Raw genomic sequence first — 18,261 nt, forward strand, 5'->3', positions numbered from 1 at the left:
TCAGGACAGCTGGTTGCTGATCAGCTTGGTCATCTCGAACATCGAGACCTGGTCCTTGCCGAAGATCGCCTTGAGCTTCTTGTCGGCGTTGATCATGCGCTTGTTGGCGGGATCCTGCAGGTCGTGCTGCTTGATGTATTCCCAGACCTTCTTGGTCACTTCGGTGCGGGGCAGCGGATTCTTGCCGACCACTGCAGCGAGCAGCTTCGAGGGGGTCATGGGCTTCATGAAGGCTGCACTGGGCTTCTTGACCGCGGCCGCCGGGGCTTCAACCACCGGTGCGGCAACGGGTGCGGCAACAGCGACTTCGACTACTTGTGCGGGGGCCTTCTTCGCGGCGGCCTTCTTGGCAGTTGCCATGTGTGTTTTCTCCGTCTTGGATGGTGATGTGCCCGTGGGACTGGCACTGCTCGTCTATGGTACTGCGAGCCTCGGGCATTGAGAAGGCGTGTTCGGTCGGAAAGCCCCGGCGATCTCCGCCGATGTTCGTGGAGCTACGCATGAAAATCGCGCAGCGTGCCCTCTACACTGCCGCGTGACCCGAAGACAGCCTTGTGTCAGGGTCGGACAACTTCTCTTCAATACCGGTCCGACAAGGTCCGAGAAAACGCCATGGAACAGTTCCTGACTCCCGAATTCTGGCTCGCTGTCGGCCAGATCATCATGATCGACATCCTGCTCGGCGGGGACAACGCGGTCGTCATCGCGCTGGCCTGCCGCAAGCTGCCGCCCGCTCAACGCCGTGCGGGCATTCTCTGGGGAACGGCCGGGGCGATCCTGTTGCGTGTCGTGCTGATCTTCTTCGCGCTGACGCTGCTGAAGCTGCCCTTCCTGAAGATCGTCGGTGCGCTGCTGCTGCTGTGGATCGGCATCAAGCTGCTGGTGCCCGAGGACGACGGTGACCACGAGATCCAGGCCAGCGACAAGCTCTGGGCGGCAGTGAAGACCGTCATCGTCGCCGACTTCGTGATGAGCCTGGACAACGTGATCGCCATCGCAGGCGCCGCGGAGACCGCCTCTGCAGGCCACCAGATGCCGCTGGTCATCTTCGGCCTGCTGGTGAGCATCCCCATCATTGTCTGGGGCAGCCAGATGGTCATCAAGCTGATGGACCGCTTCCCCGCCGTCATCACCATCGGCGGCATGCTGCTGGGCTGGATCGCCGGCACGATGGCCGTCACCGACCCCGCGGTCGCAGGATGGCTGTCCGATGCAACCGGCGGCGGTGCTGCCACCGGTGCCGAGCCGCAGGTCAGCGCCACGATCCGCTACGGCGCCGGCGTCTTCGGCGCGCTGCTGGTGCTGGCCGCCGGCAAGCTGATGGCCACCCGAAAACCAGCCGCCTGAGCCGGCAGACCTTCGCGCGGGCCATCGGCGCTGCGATACTGTGAGACCGAGATCTCACATTCCAGACCGACCACCATGACCAGCCCACGTCCGATCTTCTGGAAACAGGACTGGGCGTGGGCCGTGCTCGCCATCGGTGTGGTCAGCTGGCTGCACGCCAGCACCGATCTGGCCCGGCTGCCGCAGCAATGGCTCCACGACCGGGCCATCACCAGCACCACGGCCTCGGTGCCAGCGTCGGAAGTCGCTCTGGTGATGATCGACGAGGCCAGCCAGGCACGCCACGGCCGCGCCCCCTGGCCACGCGACCTGCATGCGCGGTTGATCGACCGGCTCGCACAGGCCAGCGTCGTCGTCGACACGGAACCGTTCATCGGCCACGAGAGCGAACGTGCACTGGCCGAACTGCAGCACTTGCACGCCACCATCGCCGCCGACCCGGTGCTGGCCCGGTATCCCGAGCTGCCGGCGATGCTCGAACGCAGCGAACTCAACCTCGACGGCGACGCCCGGCTCGCCGCCAGCCTGGAGCGCCACCAGCGCACGCTGCTGAGTCTGGCCGCCCTGCCGGAATCGGCACTGTCCGCAGCCCCCCTTCTCTCCAAGGGCCAGCCTGCCGGAGCCCGCACGCCTGCAGGCGCTCCGCTGGCCGCGCCCTGGCCGCTGCCGCGGTTGCGCGATGCGGCCGCCGGCGTCGGTCATGCCGAGATCCAGACCGACCCGGATGACGTGCTGCGCCGCCATGAACTGCAGCGACAGGTCGGGGCCTGGCGTGTCAGTTCGCTGGCCGTGCTGGCTGCCGGCATGCACCGCGGTCTCACGCCGGCCCAGATCGACACCGCGCTGCAATCGTCCCCGCCGCGCCTGGGCGGACGCACGCTGTCCGTGGACGCCCAGGGCTGGCTGACTCCGCTGTGGGCAACAGGCTCGGCAGCACAGGCCGGCCTGCTCGTCGTCAGCGCGCAGGACGTGCTCGACAACCCGGCCACGGCCGCCCGCCTGCAAGGGCGTATCGTCCTCATCAGCCACGACAACACCGGCATGACTGCCCGCCACGTGCGGCTGCCCGACGGGCGCGCGATCCACCCGGCCGAAGCCCTCGCGCGCATCACATCGTCACTGGTCAACGGCCGCTGGGTGCAGCAGCCAGGCTGGACGCACTGGATGCCCTGGCTGCTGCTGGTGGCAGTGGCGGGATGCGTGGTGCGTGTCGTGCCACGCGCGACACGCGGCACGGCGCTGGCCCTGTCGGGCGTGACCGCAGTCGTGCTGCTGCTCGTGCCGCACCTGCTGCTGGGGCTGGCACGAATCTGGATGCCGCTGACGCTGCCGCTGGCCGGCCTGCTGGCCGGCTGGGCAGGGCTGCGTCTGCACGCGCACTGGCAGCGGCTGACGCCACAGCACACTGCCGCCCCCCCCGCACTGATCGAAGCCCCGGTGGCCGACACCATCATCACCACCTTCGACGTGATGCCACTGCCTGTGCAGGCCAGCGCCCCCATGCAGATGCCGCTGCCCCCGGCCCCGGCACAGCCCATGGCAAGGCACGAGATCGAGGACGACCCGGACACGGAGCTTCCTGCCGACTCCGGAGTCGAGACGGCCTCCATGGAGCTGACCGACTACGAGAAGACCCGTCCGATTCCGCGCAACCCGGACGAGTTCGCGGACGAGGCCTCGATGCGCGCACTCGAAAAGACCCAGCCGCTCTCGCGCGACGAAGTGCTCGCCAGCACGGCGCTGACCGCAGTCGAGGCCCCGCGGGAACTGCCACGTCTCGGCCCCTACCAGCTCGACCGGGAACTGGGCCGTGGCGCGATGGGGCGGGTCTATCTGGCGCATGACACGGACACCGGACAGGAGGTCGCGGTCAAGACGCTGGCCCTGGCGCGCGAATTCGATGGCCATGCGCTCCAGGAAGCCCGCCAGCGCTTCCACCGCGAAGCCGAAGCGGCAAGTCGACTGCACCACCCCGACATCGTGCGGGTGTTCAGTGCCGGCGAAGCGCACGGCATCGCCTACATCGCCATGGAGCGCCTGACCGGACACGACCTGACCCAGCACCTGCGTGCCGGCAGCCTGCTGCCGATGGCGACCGTCGTGGCCATCGGCACGCGGATCGCCACCGCACTGGCGCACGCCCATGCGCTGGGGGTGATCCACCGCGACATCAAGCCGGCCAACGTCATGATCGATCTGGCGCGCGGGCAGGTGAAGGTCACGGATTTCGGCATCGCCCGCGTTTCCGGTGCCAGCCGCACCCGCACCGGGCTGATCCTGGGCTCGCCGTCGTACATGTCGCCCGAGCAGATCGCCGGGCGCCAGGCCGACGGCCGCAGCGACCTGTACTCGCTGGGCGTGCTGATGTTCCACATGCTCACCGGAGAGCTGCCGCTGTCGGGCCACACGATGACCGAGCTGATGGGCGCGATTGCCAACACGCCGGCACCCGACGTGCGCAGCCTGCGGCCCTCGGTGCCCGAAGCGCTGGCGGACGTGCTGGGCATCCTGCTCGACAAGCGGGCCGAGCTGCGCTATCCGGACGGACTCGAACTGGCCACCGACCTGCACCTGATTTCCTCCATGCTGCAGCGCAGCAGATCGGAGCGCCACGACTTCCCCGTGCTCGGATCGGTGGAGGAATACGCGGCGGGACCATTCCCGCACACGGCGCAGATGCCCGTGCCGAAAGCCACCGCGTCACAATCACGCCGCTGATCCATGGACCGCCCGCGTGTCTTTCCCATGACTTTCGAGTTCTTTTCCGCGACCGACCGAGGTCGCATCCGCAACAACAACGAAGACTCGGTCGCCCTGGACGAGCCGGCAGGCCTGATGGTGCTGGCCGACGGCATGGGCGGCTACAACGCCGGCGAGGTCGCCAGCGGCATGGCCACGGCCTTCATCCAGCGCGAACTGGGCCAGTGGCTCACAGAAGCGGGGCCGGAAGCGTCGGACCGCGAGGTGCGCCGGGCCATGGACGTCTGCGTGGACAACGCCAACCGCGCCATCTTCAACGCCGCCCACGCCGAGCCGCAGTACGCCGGCATGGGCACCACGCTGGTGGTGGGCGTGTTCCGGGGCAGCCGGCTGCTGCTGGGCCACATCGGCGATTCGCGGGCCTACCGCTGGCGCGACGACCGCCTGATGCAGCTCACCCGCGACCACTCGCTGCTGCAGGAGCAGATCGACGCCGGACTGATCTCGCCCGAGCAGGCGGCCAACAGCCACCAGAAGAATCTGGTGACCCGGGCCGTCGGCGTGGAGGATGTGGTGCTGCTCGAAGCCCATGTCCACGCCGTCCATCCCGACGACTGGTTCCTGATGTGTTCGGACGGCCTGTCGGACATGCTGGACGATGCGCAGATCTCCGCCGTCCTCCGGGAACATGCCGAGATCGACAAAGCGGCACAGGCACTGATCGATGCTGCCAATCAGGCGGGCGGGCGGGATAATATCGCTGTGATACTGGTAGCCGTTCACGCCCTGCCCGGTGCAGGCCAGGCGTGGTGGCCATTCCGGCGCTGAGATCAAGGGACCAGGTCCCAGACGCCAAGCTTCAGAGGTTGCTCATGCCCAAACTTGTTGTTTCGCTGGACGGTGTTGTCATCAAGGAAGTTCAGCTCACCAAGGACAAGACCACCTTGGGCCGGCGTCCTTACAACGACATCGTGATCGACAACCTCGCCGTGAGCGGGGAGCACGCCGTGCTGCAGATGGTCGGTCAGGATGTCTACATCGAGGACCAGAACAGCACCAACGGCACGTACATCAACGGTCGGGCCATCAAGAAGCAGCTGCTGCAACACAACGACACGATTGAAATCGGAAAGTACAAGATCAAGTATCTGGTCGAGGACAGCTCCGATTACGAGAAGACCATGATCCTCAAGCCGGGCCAGCACCAGCCCGGACTGCATGGTCGACCGACCGCACCGACCATGCCCAGCGCATTCCCGCCCTCCGGCTTCGGCGGACTGGCGGCTGGTACCGTGCCGCAGGCGTCCATCCGGGTGCTGTCGGGTGCGGCCGCCGGGCGCGAGGTGGTGCTCACCAAGGTCGTGACCACCGTCGGCAAGCCAGGCGTGCAGGTGGCCTCGATCACCAAGCGTCCGGGCGGCTACGTCTTCGCCCATGTGGAAGGCAATGCCCGTCCGACCGTCAACGGCACCCCGGTGCAGTCCGATCCGGTGCATCTGAAGGATGGGGACGTGATCGAACTCGCCGGCACGCAGATGCAGTTCATGCAGCCCTGAGCGGGCAAGTCGGCCCGTGTGCTTGTTCACGTCGACAGACTCTTGCGCCCACGGCAGGGCGCAAGCAGTGCGGAAGTGCGCAGGCACTCGCTTGCGCCGGGGTGAGGCTGGGGGCAGCATGGCCGCCTTTGTTGCAAGTCCTCACCTGGAATCCTGATGAATCTGCGTGTCCTTGGCTGCTCGGGCTCGATCGCCCTCGACAACCGGACCACGTCCTTCCTGCTGGACGAGCATGTGCTCGTCGATGCAGGAACCGGTGTGGGTGACCTGACCCTGGACGAGTTGGCCGCGATCGACCACATCGTGCTGACCCACTCGCATCTGGACCACGTGCTGGGCATCCCGCTGATCGCGGACAGCGTCATGCAGCGCCGCCTGGCGATGACCCCGTTCCGGCCGATCCAGGTGCACGGCCTGGCCGAGACGCTCGACGCATTGCGCCAGCACGTCTTCAACAACGTGATCTGGCCGGACTTCACCCGGCTGCCACACGAGGGGCGCCCCATCCTGGAGCTGGTGCCCTTCCGGACCGGTGATCACCTGGCGCTCGCCGGATTGCAGATCGAGGTGCTGCCCGCCTGGCACACGGTGCCGGCCTGCGGTTTTGCCGTGGACACGCCGTCGGGTCTGTGGGTGTTCACTGGCGACACGGGACCCAATCCGGCGCTCTGGGAACGGCTGCGCGGGCGCCCGATCGCGCAGCTGGTGATCGAGACGGCGTTCAACGACGACGAACGCGCGCTGGCCGAGATCAGCCGCCACCTCTCGCCATCCATGCTCGCAGCCGAACTGCTGCACCTGGATGTGGACAGCGACACCTCGATCGCCATCACCCACGTCAAGCCCGGCGAGATGGCCGCAGTCACCGGCCAACTGGCTGCGCTCGACCTGCCGCTGCCCGTCTTCGCGCTGACCCGGGGCGAACGCTACCGGTTCTGATCGCGGCTCAGAGCCGCAGCGCGTCCCACCCGGTGCGCACGATCAGCGCGCCCACCACGGCGATGAACACGCCGCGCACGAAGCCGGCACCATGGCGCAACGCCAGCCGCGCGCCCAGCAGGCTGCCGAGCACATTGGCCACCGCCATCGTGGCGGCCACCGGCCACCAGACATGTCCGGTCGAGGCGAACAGTGCCAGCGCGGCCACGTTGGTGGCCGAGTTGAGCAGCTTGGCCGCCGCCGAGGCGTGCAGGAAGTCGTAGCCCAGCACGCGCACGAACAGGAAGACGAAGAAGCTGCCAGTTCCGGGGCCGAAGAAGCCATCGTAGAAACCGACCAGCGCGCCGATCCCTGTGGCTTGCACGGCCTCCCGGCGAGCGGAGGAACCGGGTGTGTGGGTGCGGCCCAGATCCTTGCGCACCAGCGTGTAGACCAGCACCGCCAGCAGGATGAAGGGCAAGGCCCGCCGCAGGCCCGTGGCGGGCACCTGGGTCACCAGCCACGCCCCGGCAAAGCTGCAGGTCAGCGCTGCCGCGGCAGCCGGCACCAGCGTGGCCCAGTTCATCGTCACGCGGCGGGCGTACTGCGCCGTTGCCCAGGCGGTGCCCCAGACGGCGGCACCCTTGTTGGTGCCGAACAGCGTGGCCGGCGCTGCAGCCGGGTAGACCGCGAACAGCGCAGGCACCAGGACCAGCCCGCCCCCGCCCACGATCGCATCGACAAACCCTGCCAGCCCCGACGCCAGCGTCACCCACACCAGTTCCATCCCGCCCGCCCCTGAAAAACAAAAGGCACCGGGGTTGCCGGTGCCTCTGAATTGTCTCTCACTGCGCTCTTGCGCTGCATTCTCGGAGCGTCAGACCTGCCTGGATGTTTTATTGGTGGCAGGGTGATGGTGTTGTTGTTGGCGCCTGTTGTTGGCGCCTGTTGTTGGCGCTTGGTGAACCAGTCTCCTCAGTCCCTCGCTCCTGCACGCAGCCACGGAGGGTCTGCGTTTGCGAGTGGCGGAAATGTAGGGGCTGGCGAACGGCCCACATATTCGGGGTTTCCCGCACCAACATGGCGTGTTGTCGCCATGTAACGCTCCAGGAATGCCCCGAAATGGGCATTGGTCAAGCCAGACGGTCCGCCAGCACCCATTGCGCCGCCCGCTCCGCCAGCATCAGCGTCGGCGAGTTGGTGTTGCCACTGGTGATCGTGGGCATCACGCTGGCGTCCACCACCCGCAGTCCGGCTACGCCACGCACCCGCAGGCGCGAATCGACCACGGCGGTCGGGTCGTCCGCACGCCCCATCCTGCAGGTGCCCACGGGGTGGAAGATGGTCGTCGCGATGTCCCCGGCCAGGCGCGCCAGGTCCTCGTCGCTCTGGTACTGCACGCCGGGCTTGAACTCCTCGGGCCGGTAGGGCTGCATCGCGGGTTGCGCCACGATGCGCCGCGTCACGCGCAGCGAGTCGGCCGCCACCTGCCGGTCCTCGGGCGTGGAGAGGTAGTTGGCGAAGATGGCCGGCGCGTCCTCGTGGCGCGGCGAGGTGATGCGCACGTGGCCGCGCGAGGTCGGGTTGAGGTTGCAGACGCTCGCCGTGAAGGCGTTGAACGCGTGCAGCGGCTGGCCGAAGGCATCGAGCGAGAGGGGCTGCACGTGGTACTCGATGTTGGGCCACACGAACGCATCCGAGGTCCGCGTGAAGGCGCCCAGCTGCGAGGGCGCCATGCTCATCGGCCCGGTGCGGCGCAGCAGGTATTCCAGCCCGATCTTCGCCTTGCCCCAGGACGTGGCAGCCAGCGTGTTGAGCGTCTTCACCCCCTGCACCTTGTAGACCGAGCGGATCTGCAGGTGGTCCTGCAGGTTCTCGCCGACGCCGGGCAGGTCGTGCTGCACCGGGATGCCGTGCTGCTGCAGCAAGGCACCCGGCCCGATGCCCGAGAGCTGCAGGATCTGCGCGCTGCCGATGCTGCCGGCGCACAGGATGACCTCGCGGGTGGCGGTGACGGTCTCGACACCATGCGGCGTGACCACCTCGGCGCCGGTGCAGCGCAACAGGCCGTCGGCCCCGCGCTCGGTCAGCAGGCGGCGGACGTGGGCGCCGGTCCACATCTCGAAGTTGGGCCGGCCGAAGCAGGTCGGGCGCAGGAAGGCCTTGGCGGTGTTCCAGCGGAAACCCGATTTCTGGTTGACCTCGAAGTAACCCACGCCCTCGTTGGTGCCGCGGTTGAAGTCGTCGGTGGCGGGGATGCCGGCCTGCTGCGCGGCCTGGGCAAAGGCATCCAGCACGTCCCAGCGCAGGCGCTGCTTCTCGACGCGCCATTCGCCGCCATGGCCGTGCAGCGCCTTGAAGGCTTCGGATGTCTGTGCCGCCTGGTCGGGGTCGAGCCGCCAGTGGTTCTCGTGCTGGCGGAAGTACGGCAGGCACTGGTCCCAGCGCCAGGAGTCATCGCCGGTCAGCGCAGCCCACTGGTCGTAGTCACGCGACTGACCACGCATGTAGATCATGCCGTTGATGCTGGAGCAGCCGCCCAGCACCTTGCCACGCGGGTAGCGCAGCGTGCGGCCGTTGAGCCCAGGATCGGCCTGGGTCTGGTAGAGCCAGTCGGTGCGCGGGTTGCCGATGCAGTAGAGGTAACCGACCGGGATGTGGATCCAGTGGTAGTCGTCGTGGCCGCCCGCTTCGAGCAGCAGGACGCGGCTGAGGCCCTTGGCGTCGCTGAGGCGGTTGGCCATCAGGGCGCCCGCCGTGCCGGCGCCGATGACGATGTAGTCGAAACTGGGCATGTTCTGGGATCTCCGTGGCACCGCACTCTAAGCGCTGGCACGGGCGGCGGCACTCGGTCGAAACGCCAGTGCAGCAGTTCCGCCAGCGGTCTACCCGCTCACATGCGAAGCCAGGACCGGAAACAGCTTGACCAGCCCCTCGGCCATGATCTCCACCGCCAGCGCCGCGAGGATCAGCCCCATCAGCCGCGTCATCACGTTGATGCCGGTCTTGCCCAGCAGCCGTGCGATCGCGCCGGAGGCGGAGAAGGCGAGAAAGGTGGCGGCCCCCACGACCACGCCATACCCCACCAGCGCCGCCAGGTGCCACCAGTGGCGGGCCTGATCGGCATAGATCACCATGGTCGAGATCGTGGCAGGTCCGGTCAGCAACGGAATGGTCAGCGGCACCACGGCAATGCTGTCGCCCGCATCCGCGCGCTGCTGGCCGTCACTGACATCGTCCGAGCGGGACTCGGCCGGCTGCGCGTTGAGCATCTGCAGCGCGCTGATCAGCAGCAGCGTCCCGCCACCGACCTGGAACGATGCCAGCGAGATGCCGAAGAACTCGATCACCTTCAGCCCGGCCAGCGCACTGATGGCGATGACGAGGAAGGCCGAGAAGCTCGACACCCGGATCGTGCGCCGACGCTGTTCAGGCGTCAGGTGCTGGGTGAAGTGGATGAAGAACGGCACGACACCGATCGGATTGACGATGGCCAGCAGCGCCACCAGCGGTTTGAAAAGATCCATGGGGGGGATTCTGCGCCCGCACCGTTTCGGGGTTTACCCCTGAAACGCCCTTCAACGGACCAATCAGTGCAAAAAATCTGCGCAGCCTTACAACACTTCTTGCGGTAGGGATGCTCACAGTGCTTGACCGTCATACATAATGATCCCTCGTGATTGGACGCGGCGCCTTTTCTCTGTTCCCTGGAATGAGTGCTGGCTGTAGCTCCGCCACATGGTCCTCTGGTACCTCAGGTACCCTGTTTCTTGAAAGGCGCTCTTCCATGGGCAACAAACTCTATGTGGGCAATCTCGCCTACAGCGTCCGCGACGAAGATCTGAACGACGCGTTCTCCCAGTTCGGTGCGGTCAGCTCCGCCAAGGTCATGATGGACCGCGAAACCGGTCGCTCCAAGGGCTTCGGTTTTGTCGAAATGGGCTCAGATCCCGAAGCGCAAGCCGCAATCAATGGCCTGAACGGCCAAGCAATCGGTGGTCGTGCCATCGTCGTCAATGAAGCCCGCCCGCGTGAAGAGCGTCCGGGTGGCTTCCGCAGCCCCTACGGTGGCGGCGGTGCTGGCGGTGGCCGCAGCGGTGGCGGCGGCTACGGTGGCGGCGGCGGTGGTGCCGGCGGCCCTGGCGGCGGCGGTGGCGGCGGTTTCCGCAGCCCCTACGGCGGCGGTGGCCGTCGTGAAGGCGGCGGCGGCACCGGTGGCGGCGGTGGCCGCAGCGGTGGCGGCGGCTACGGTGGCGGCGGCGGCGGCTACGGCGGCGGCGGCTACTGATTTCGACAGAGCATTGGTTCGCTGATGCTCTGACTGAAATACAGCCCCTGAATCAAGACAAGGCGCCAGATCGCAAGATCTGGCGCCTTGTTGCATTGGCGCCTCCCGTTCGCTAGTTCGGTGTGTCCTCGCGGCGCTGCTTGCGTCCGCGACCCGCGATCAGCCGGTCGTAGAGCGCCCTCGGCAACAACCGGAGCCCCACCACCACCCACGCCATCGGCCACGGCACGACCGCGAAACGCGCTCCACGGGCGATGAGCGGCAAGGCCCTGTCGGCGAAATCGCCAGGTGCGATCAGGAAGGGCATGGGGTACCGGTTGCCACGGGTGAGCGGCGTGTCCACAAACCCAGGCACCAGCGTGACCACCCGCACGCCATCGGCGCGCAACTCCACGCGCAGACTTTCGCAATAGGCCACGACCGCGGCCTTGCTGCCGCAGTAGCCCCCATGCCCCGGCAGCCCGCGGATGGCCGCCACGCTCGCGACACCGACCAGCGTCCCGCTGCGCGCCAGCCGCATCGGACGAATGAACGCATGGAAGGTGGCCGCCATGCCGATCACGTTGGTCTCGTACAGCTCGCGCAGCACGTCCAGATCCGCCCGCTCCGCCGTGTCGATGCCCACGCTGAGGCCCGCATTGGCGATGACGACCAGCGGCAAGCCCTGCTCGACCAGACAGCGCATCGCCGCCGCCACGATGGCGTCGGTGTCCCGCACATCGGCCTGGTAGACGGCGGCCCGCTCCGGCCCCAGGCCCTGCCCGGCCAGCCACTGCTGCACCACGTCCGCACGCCGCGCCACCAGCGCCAGCCGCCAGCCCTCCTGCGCATAGGCGGCCGCCAGCGCCTGCCCGATGCCGCTGGATGCGCCGGTGATGAAGACCAGCGGGGAACGCTCGCGCGCGATCTGGTCGTGGTTCATCGCCGGGCAGGCAGATGCCCCCGCACGGCGCCCTGCAGATCGAGCCGGCCGTCGGCGTGGTCATAGACCAGCGTGCGGGCCTCGATGACGCTGGCGCCTTGTCGCAAGGTCACCGGGCGGGCGCTGCGGACCTGGTCGGCGCGCCGGTCGAACACCATCTCTTCGCTGCTGAAGGTCATCGGTGCCTCTTCTCCGGGCAGCAGATCGCGGACCACGGTCGCGCCACCGGTGAGCCGCACCTCGTTGCCGTCGCCGGTGGCGGTGGCACGGGCCGCCGTGGCACGCAGCGTATGCCCCTGGTCGTCGCGCCAGCGCAGGCGGACACCGTCGATCTCCAGCGTGTCCGTGTCGGGGTAATGGCGCACGACGTCCCCTTCGACCACGCCCCGCGCCGGTCCGGCGGACACGTAGTGCTGCACCGAGAACCCCCGCATCTCGTAATCCGGCTCGTGCCGGACCTCGGCCGGCATGCGCTCCTGCTCCGGTGCGGGCGTGCTCTGGACCAGCCACCAGGTCGCCGCGGCGAGCAGCGCCATCAGGAACAGCGGCAGATTGCCCAGCAGCGCATGGCGCATGCGCACACCACGCGGCAGCGCGGGATGGCCCGCAGCCTCCGGCAGCCGGCTCAGCAGCGGCGGCAGCGGCAGCGGGGTGACGTCGTCGTCGTCGAGGGGCGCCACGGTCCCGGGCTCAGCGCGCCGCGCCGTCGAGCGTGGTCAGGTGACCGGCCAGCAACTCGCCGTAGCGCCCTGCGGCCATCAGCAGCACATCGCAGAACTCGCGGGCTGCGCCCTGCCCGCCGGGCATGGCCGTGACGTGGTGGGCCGCAGCCTGGACCTCGGCGTGCGCCTGGGCGGGCGCACAGGCCAGCGCACAGCGCACCATCAGCGGCAGGTCCGGCCAGTCGTCGCCGATGACGGCCAGCGCGTGCCAGTCCAGTCCCAGGGTCTGCAGCACCTGCTCGGCGGCGGCCAGCTTGTCGTGGATGCCGTAGAGCGCATGGACGATGCCCAGATCGGCGCAGCGCCGCCGCACCGCCGGCGTGTCGCGCCCCGTGATCACCACCGGCGTGATGCCGGCGCGCGCCAGCAGCTTGATGCCGTGGCCGTCCAGCGTGCTGAAGGCCTTGACCGTCTCGCCGGACTCGCCGATGTAGATGCGGCCGTCCGTCAGGCAGCCATCGACATCGAAGACCGCGGCCCGCACGGGCTGTGCGCGCAGCAGGAGAGCAGGCGGAAACTGCAGCGTCGGCGTGACCGGACGGGGCCAGACAGGGGTCGGAATCGGCATGGTCAGATCACCTTCGCGCGCATCAGGTCGTTGGTGTTGAGGGCGCCGATCAGGCGGCCCTCGGCGTCGTGGACCAGCAGCGTGGTGATGCAGGCCTCTTCCATCAGCGTGGCCGCCTCGACGGCCAGCGCGTCGGCGCGGACACTGCGCGGCCGGCTCGGGCGCAGCAGATCGGCGGCGGTCAGCGTGCGCAGATCGGTGCCCTGCTCGACCGCGCGGCGCAGGTCGCCGTCGGTGAAGACGCCGATCGCCCGGCCCTCCCCGTCGACGATGGCCGTGGCGCCCAGGCCCTTGGCGCTCATCTCGCGCATCATCTCGACGCAGCCCGCCGCGGGCGTGACCCGCGGCACCGCATCGCCCTGCCGCATGATGTCGTGGACGTGCGTGAGCAGCTTGCGCCCGAGCGCCCCGCCCGGGTGCGAGCGCGCGAAGTCCTCGGCGCGGAAGCCGCGGGCATCGAGCAGCGCCACCGCCAGCGCATCGCCCAGCGCGAGCTGCGCCGTGGTGCTGGCCGTGGGGGCGAGGTTCAGCGGGCAGGCTTCCTGTGTCACGCGGTTCGAGAGCACCAGATCGGAGTGCGCCGCCAGCGTCGACTCGGCCCGGCCGGTCATGCCCACCAGCGTCACGCCCAGGCGCTTCAGGGCCGGCAGGATGGCCGCCAGCTCGTCGCTCTCGCCGGAGTTGGAAATCGCCAGCACCACGTCACCGCGGGTGACCATGCCGAGGTCGCCATGGCTGGCCTCGGCCGGGTGGACGAACAGCGCCGGCGTGCCGGTGGAGGCCAGGGTGGCGGCGATCTTGCGTCCGACATGGCCACTCTTGCCCATGCCCATCACGACCACGCGACCGCTGCTGCGCAGGATGGTCTCGACCACCGCCGCGAAGCCCGCGCCCTGCTGGTCCTGCAGTTGCAGCAGCGCCTCGGCCTCGATGCGCAGCGTCTGACAGGCCATGCGGATGGCCCGCTCGGCATCGAAGGGAGGGGCGGCAGGGGAAGGAGTCACTGAATCTCGGGCCGGGGGCTGCATTAGGATAGGGCGATTCTAGGACGGTGCATGGCCAGCAATCTCGATCTCGCGCTTCTCTACCTGCTCGCTGCCGTGATCGGCGTCGTTGGCTGCCGGCTGCTGAAACTGCCCGCCATGCTGGGCTACCTGATCGTCGGCGTGCTCATCGGCCCCAACGCACTGGCGCTGGCGCGGGACTCGGCGGGCATCCGCTACCTGGCGGAGTTCGGTGTCGTCTTTCTGATGTTCGTGATCGGCCTGGAGTTCAACCTGCCCAAGCTGCGCAGCATGCAGCGCCTGGTGTTCGGGCTGGGCGCCGGGCAGGTGGTGCTGACCGTGCTGGGCGCGGCGCTGGGCAACGGGCTGCTGGCAGTGCTGTTCAAGCTGCTCGGTCAGCCCTGGGAGCTGAGCTGGCAGGGCGCTGCGGCACTCGGTGCCGCCATGGCCATGTCGAGCACGGCCATCGTCGTCAAGATGATGGCCGAACGCCTCGAACTGGAAAGCGAACACGGCCGCAACGTCATGGGCGTGCTGCTGTTCCAGGATCTGGCCGTCGTGCCGTTGCTGGTGCTGATTCCCGCGCTGGCCGAGGGCGGCGATGACCTCTGGCGCACCCTGGGCAGCGCGCTGGTCAAGGCCGCCGCACTGCTGACCCTGCTGCTCTGGGGCGGGCAGCGGCTGATGCGCTGGTGGCTCACGCTGGTCGTGCGGCGCAAGAGCGAGGACCTGTTCATCCTGAACATCCTGCTCATCACGCTCGGACTGTCCTGGCTGACCGAGCATGCCGGGCTGTCGATGGCGCTGGGCGCCTTCGTGGCGGGCATGCTGATCGCCGAAACCGAGTTCAAGCACCAGGTGGAGACCGACATCCGGCCCTTCCACGACGTGCTGCTGGGTCTGTTCTTCATCACCATCGGCATGAAGCTCGACTGGCGGCCGGTGCTGGAGCAATGGCCGCTGGTGCTCGCGCTGAGCGTGGTGCCCGTGCTCGCCAAGGCCGGCATGGTGGCCGTGCTGGCCCGGCTGTTCGGCTCGGCGCCGGGCGTGGCCATCCGGACCGGCCTGTACCTCGCGCAGGCGGGCGAATTCGGCTTCGTGCTGCTCACGCTAGGCGCCGAGGTGCATCTGGTCGGCGCACAGTGGATGAGCCCGGTGCTGGCCTCGATGGTGCTGTCGATGCTGGCCACGCCCTTCATCATCATGGGCAGCAACCGCATCGTGATGCGGCTGTCGGCGACCGACTGGCTGATGCAGTCGGTGCAGCTCACGACGATCGCCAAGAAGTCGATCCGCACCGAGGCGCACCTGATCATCTGCGGCTACGGCCGCAGCGGCCAGAACCTGGCCCGGTTGCTCGACCAGGAACACATTCCCTACATGGCGCTCGACCTCGACCCCGACCGCGTGCGCCAGGCGGCTGCGGCTGGCCAGAGCGTCGTCTTCGGCGACGCGGCCAAGCTGCCGAGCCTGATCGCCGCCGGCCTGTCGCGCGCCACGGCAGTGGTCATCACCTACCACGACACCCCCTCGGCGCTGAAGGTGCTGCAGCATGTGCGCGAACACGCGGCCCACGTGCCGGTGGTCGTGCGCACGCCGGACGACACCGATCTGGAGCGCCTGCGCGCGGCGGGCGCCACCGAGGTGGTGCCGGAGGCGCTCGAAGGCTCGCTGATGCTGGCCAGCCACGCGCTGGCGCTGGTGGGCGTGCCGATGCGGCGGGTGATCCGCATCACGCAGGACGCGCGCGACGCCCGCTACGGCCTGCTGCGTGGCTACTTCCACGGCGCCGACGACGACACCGTCAGCGAGCTGCAGCAGGCGCGGCTGCAGTCGGTGAGCCTGCCGCCGGGCGCGCCGAGCGTCGGTCAGCGCCTGGGCGACCTGACGCTGCACGTGATGGGGGTGTCGGTGGTGTCGGTGCGCCGCGCGACCGGCCAGGTCGTGGCCACAGGCGACGAGGATCTGGTACTGGCCGGCGGGGATGTGCTGGTGCTCAGTGGTCTGCCGGAAACCCTGGCGCTGGCCGAAAGCCGCCTGCTCAAGCGCTGACGCGCGGCCTCACGCCACAGCGATCCGCAGGGTCAGACTGGCGCGCAGCCGCGCCACCATCACCGCACCGGCGGCCCGCAACACCTCGTTGGCGATCAGCGGGGCACGGGCGGTGAGTTCCTCGAAACGCGGCAGGTGCAGCGCCCACACGATGGAGGGGGTCATCGCCTCGACATTGGCGGAGTGCGGCTGGTCGCTGAAGAGGCCCGTTTCGCCGACCAGCGCGCCAGGGCGCATCAGGGCGATGCGGCTGGTGCCGGGGGCGGCACCGCTCACGTAGACCTGCAAGGTGCCCTGGCCGACGAAGTAGGCGGCCCGGTCGCAGTCGTTCTGCTTGATGAGCAGGTCGCCAGCGCGCAACTGGTAAGCCGTCAGGTAGGCGGCAAATTGGCGCCACTGTCCCAGGTCCAGGCGTGCGCGAAAGGCATCGTCCGCCCGGTAGGACTGGACAGCCTCGATCAGTTCATCAATTCCCATGGCGCACTCCTGCTGATGGTGGCATTCCCATCCGAGCGCTGAACATGCCAGAGTGCCCGGATTGACGCTGATTCAGATCGTAACAAGTCCACCAGCAGAAGGGCATCGTCTACTTGCCGATGCAGAAGCGCGTGAATATGTCACCCAGCAGGTCGTCCGGCGTGTAGGCGCCCGTGATCTCGCCCAGGGCGTCGTGGGCCAGACGCAGCTCCTCGGCCAGCAGATCCAGCGCCGAATCGGCCTGCGCCGCCCAGCCACGCGCCTGGCCGAGATGGTCCTGCGCCTGCCGCAGCGCCTTCAGGTGGCGGGTACGGGCGATGAACACCCCTTCCGGCGAGGCATGCCAGCCGGCCAGCGCCAGCAGCGTCTCGCGCAGGGTCTGCAGGCCGTCGTGGGTCCGGGCCGACAGCGCGAGCGCCCTGCTTCCTTCAGGCAGCGCCGCCAAGGCCGATGCAGCCCGGTCCGCGGGCGCCGCGTCGGCCTTGTTGTAGACGTGGACCAGCCGCTGGCGGTCCGGCAGGCGGGCCTCGATCGCGCGGTCCGCCTCGGCGTAGACGGGGTCGTCGCAGCGGGTCAGGTCGTGCAGCAGCAGCACGGCGTCTGCCTCGGCGATCGCGCCCCAGCTGCGCGCGATGCCGATGCGCTCGACCTCGTCACTGGCTTCCTCGTCCGAGCGCAGACCAGCGGTGTCGATGATGTGAACTGGCACGCCCTCGATCTGCAGCGTCTCGCTGACCTTGTCGCGCGTGGTGCCGGGAATCGGCGTGACGATGGCCAGCTCGGCCCCGGCCAGCGCGTTGAGCAGCGAACTCTTGCCCGCGTTGGGCTGGCCGGCGATCACGACCTTCAGCCCCTCGCGCAGCAGCGCGCCCTGCTGCGCGGTGTCGAGCACGGCTGCCAGTTGGCCGGCCAGCCGGTCGAGCCGGCCGCGGGCGTCGGCCTTTTCCAGGAAATCGATCTCTTCTTCGGGGAAATCCAGCGTCGCCTCGACCAGCATGCGCAACTCGATCAGCCGGTCGCGCAAGGCCGTGATCCGCTCCGAGAAGGCGCCCGAGAGCGAGCGCGCCGCGCTGCGGGCCGCCGCCTCGGTGCTGGCGTCGATCAGGTCGGCCACGGCCTCGGCCTGGGCCAGATCGAGCTTGTCGTTCAGGAAGGCCCGCTCGGTGAACTCGCCCGGCTCGGCCAGGCGCAGAGCCGGCAAGGAGCCGTCCGCCGCTGCGGCCTGCAGGCAGCGGGCGAGCAGCAGCTGGAGCACCACCGGACCGCCGTGGGCCTGCAACTCCAGCACGTCCTCGCCGGTGTAGCTGTGGGGTGCCGGGAAATAGAGTGCGAGCCCCTGGTCGATCGGAACGCCGTCAACACCGAGAAACGGGCCATAGGTGGCGTGTCGCGGCACCAGCGTGCGCCCGGTGAGCGCCTGGATCAGCGGCTGCAACGCGCGGCCGGACACCCGCACGATGCCCACGGCCCCCCGTCCGGGTGCGGTGGCGATGGCAATGATGGGGTCCTGGTGTCGAGCGAGCATGGCGCGCATTCTCGCCGAGCAGCGCCCAGAAAAAACGCCCTGTCGGACCAGCCGGACAGGGCGTTGCGGATTCGCGCGGAGGGGAGCCAGCTACAAAAGCATTCAACCCCCAGAGCCAAGACTGTTGCAGCGAGCCTCCCGGCCCCGAATGCGGCTCTCAAAGCCTGCTGCAACACTCCCGG

17 protein-coding genes are annotated in these 18,261 nt (G+C 68.6%); 7 read left to right on the forward strand and 10 right to left on the reverse strand.

Annotated elements, in window-relative coordinates:
* Positions 1-360 (reverse strand): SWIB/MDM2 domain-containing protein, encoded by a 360-nt coding sequence (locus BDD16_RS05735; protein ID WP_179633059.1) that lies wholly within the window; start codon positions 358-360, stop codon positions 1-3.
* 252 nt (positions 361-612) lie between these two features.
* On the opposite strand from BDD16_RS05735, the gene BDD16_RS05740 reads away from it, so the two are divergent.
* The 5 genes from BDD16_RS05740 (at position 613) to BDD16_RS05760 (ending at position 6,542) form a co-directional block, all read left to right on the forward strand.
* Complete coding sequence (locus BDD16_RS05740; RefSeq protein WP_179633060.1) at positions 613-1,347, forward strand: TerC family protein; 735 nt, start codon at positions 613-615, stop codon at positions 1,345-1,347.
* 75 nt (positions 1,348-1,422) lie between these two features.
* Positions 1,423-4,065 (forward strand): CHASE2 domain-containing serine/threonine-protein kinase, encoded by a 2,643-nt coding sequence (locus BDD16_RS05745; RefSeq protein ID WP_179633061.1) that lies wholly within the window; start codon positions 1,423-1,425, stop codon positions 4,063-4,065.
* A 27-nt stretch (positions 4,066-4,092) separates the two neighbouring features.
* Positions 4,093-4,875 carry a Stp1/IreP family PP2C-type Ser/Thr phosphatase gene (locus BDD16_RS05750; RefSeq protein ID WP_179633062.1) on the forward strand — a complete coding sequence of 261 codons (783 nt, stop codon included), beginning with the start codon at positions 4,093-4,095 and terminating at the stop codon, positions 4,873-4,875.
* A gap of 44 nt (positions 4,876-4,919) precedes the next feature.
* The gene (locus tag BDD16_RS05755) at positions 4,920-5,603 is read left to right on the forward strand and encodes an FHA domain-containing protein (protein WP_179633063.1); all 684 of its coding nucleotides are present in this window, start codon (positions 4,920-4,922) and stop codon (positions 5,601-5,603) included.
* A gap of 156 nt (positions 5,604-5,759) precedes the next feature.
* Positions 5,760-6,542, forward strand: a complete 783-nt coding sequence (locus BDD16_RS05760; RefSeq protein WP_179633064.1) for an MBL fold metallo-hydrolase — start codon at positions 5,760-5,762, stop codon at positions 6,540-6,542.
* 7 nt (positions 6,543-6,549) lie between these two features.
* Here BDD16_RS05760 and BDD16_RS05765 read toward each other — a convergent pair whose 3' ends face one another.
* The 3 genes from BDD16_RS05765 to BDD16_RS05775 form a co-directional block, all read right to left on the reverse strand.
* The gene (locus BDD16_RS05765) at positions 6,550-7,308 is read right to left on the reverse strand and encodes a sulfite exporter TauE/SafE family protein (protein ID WP_179633065.1); all 759 of its coding nucleotides are present in this window, start codon (positions 7,306-7,308) and stop codon (positions 6,550-6,552) included.
* Between the two features lie 346 nt (positions 7,309-7,654).
* Positions 7,655-9,316 carry a GMC family oxidoreductase gene (locus BDD16_RS05770; RefSeq protein WP_179633066.1) on the reverse strand — a complete coding sequence of 554 codons (1,662 nt, stop codon included), beginning with the start codon at positions 9,314-9,316 and terminating at the stop codon, positions 7,655-7,657.
* A gap of 90 nt (positions 9,317-9,406) precedes the next feature.
* The gene (locus BDD16_RS05775; RefSeq protein ID WP_179633067.1) at positions 9,407-10,048 is read right to left on the reverse strand and encodes a MarC family protein; all 642 of its coding nucleotides are present in this window, start codon (positions 10,046-10,048) and stop codon (positions 9,407-9,409) included.
* A 260-nt stretch (positions 10,049-10,308) separates the two neighbouring features.
* Here BDD16_RS05775 and BDD16_RS05780 point away from each other — a divergent pair, with 260 nt between their 5' ends.
* Complete coding sequence (locus BDD16_RS05780; protein WP_179633068.1) at positions 10,309-10,809, forward strand: RNA recognition motif domain-containing protein; 501 nt, start codon at positions 10,309-10,311, stop codon at positions 10,807-10,809.
* A 112-nt stretch (positions 10,810-10,921) separates the two neighbouring features.
* On the opposite strand, the gene BDD16_RS05785 is transcribed toward BDD16_RS05780, so the two are convergent.
* From BDD16_RS05785 to BDD16_RS05800, 4 genes are read right to left on the reverse strand one after another with little or no spacing between them, the layout of a single operon-like run.
* Positions 10,922-11,731 carry an SDR family oxidoreductase gene (locus tag BDD16_RS05785; RefSeq protein WP_179633069.1) on the reverse strand — a complete coding sequence of 270 codons (810 nt, stop codon included), beginning with the start codon at positions 11,729-11,731 and terminating at the stop codon, positions 10,922-10,924.
* Positions 11,728-12,411, reverse strand: coding sequence for an LPS export ABC transporter periplasmic protein LptC (gene lptC, locus BDD16_RS05790; RefSeq protein WP_179633070.1), 684 nt, complete (start codon positions 12,409-12,411; stop codon positions 11,728-11,730). Before lptC ends, BDD16_RS05785 begins: the two co-directional genes overlap by 4 nt.
* Positions 12,412-12,421: 10 nt before the next feature.
* Positions 12,422-13,021, reverse strand: coding sequence for a KdsC family phosphatase (locus tag BDD16_RS05795; protein ID WP_179633071.1), 600 nt, complete (start codon positions 13,019-13,021; stop codon positions 12,422-12,424).
* A gap of 2 nt (positions 13,022-13,023) precedes the next feature.
* Positions 13,024-14,049, reverse strand: a complete 1,026-nt coding sequence (locus BDD16_RS05800) for a KpsF/GutQ family sugar-phosphate isomerase (RefSeq protein WP_179633072.1) — start codon at positions 14,047-14,049, stop codon at positions 13,024-13,026.
* A 27-nt stretch (positions 14,050-14,076) separates the two neighbouring features.
* Between BDD16_RS05800 and BDD16_RS05805 the strand changes: the two genes are divergently transcribed.
* Entirely contained in the window at positions 14,077-16,077 is a 2,001-nt protein-coding gene (locus BDD16_RS05805; protein ID WP_179633073.1) for a monovalent cation:proton antiporter family protein, read from the forward strand.
* A 9-nt stretch (positions 16,078-16,086) separates the two neighbouring features.
* Here the strand turns inward: BDD16_RS05805 and BDD16_RS05810 are convergent, their stop codons facing one another.
* Both BDD16_RS05810 and mnmE read right to left on the reverse strand, forming a co-directional pair.
* Positions 16,087-16,554 carry a cyclic nucleotide-binding domain-containing protein gene (locus BDD16_RS05810; protein WP_179633074.1) on the reverse strand — a complete coding sequence of 156 codons (468 nt, stop codon included), beginning with the start codon at positions 16,552-16,554 and terminating at the stop codon, positions 16,087-16,089.
* A 109-nt stretch (positions 16,555-16,663) separates the two neighbouring features.
* Positions 16,664-18,079, reverse strand: coding sequence for a tRNA uridine-5-carboxymethylaminomethyl(34) synthesis GTPase MnmE (mnmE, locus tag BDD16_RS05815; protein WP_179633075.1), 1,416 nt, complete (start codon positions 18,077-18,079; stop codon positions 16,664-16,666).
* Positions 18,080-18,261: the final 182 nt, after the last annotated feature.

It is taken from the genome of Sphaerotilus montanus (assembly GCF_013410775.1).
GTDB lineage: Bacteria > Pseudomonadota > Gammaproteobacteria > Burkholderiales > Burkholderiaceae_C > Sphaerotilus > Sphaerotilus montanus.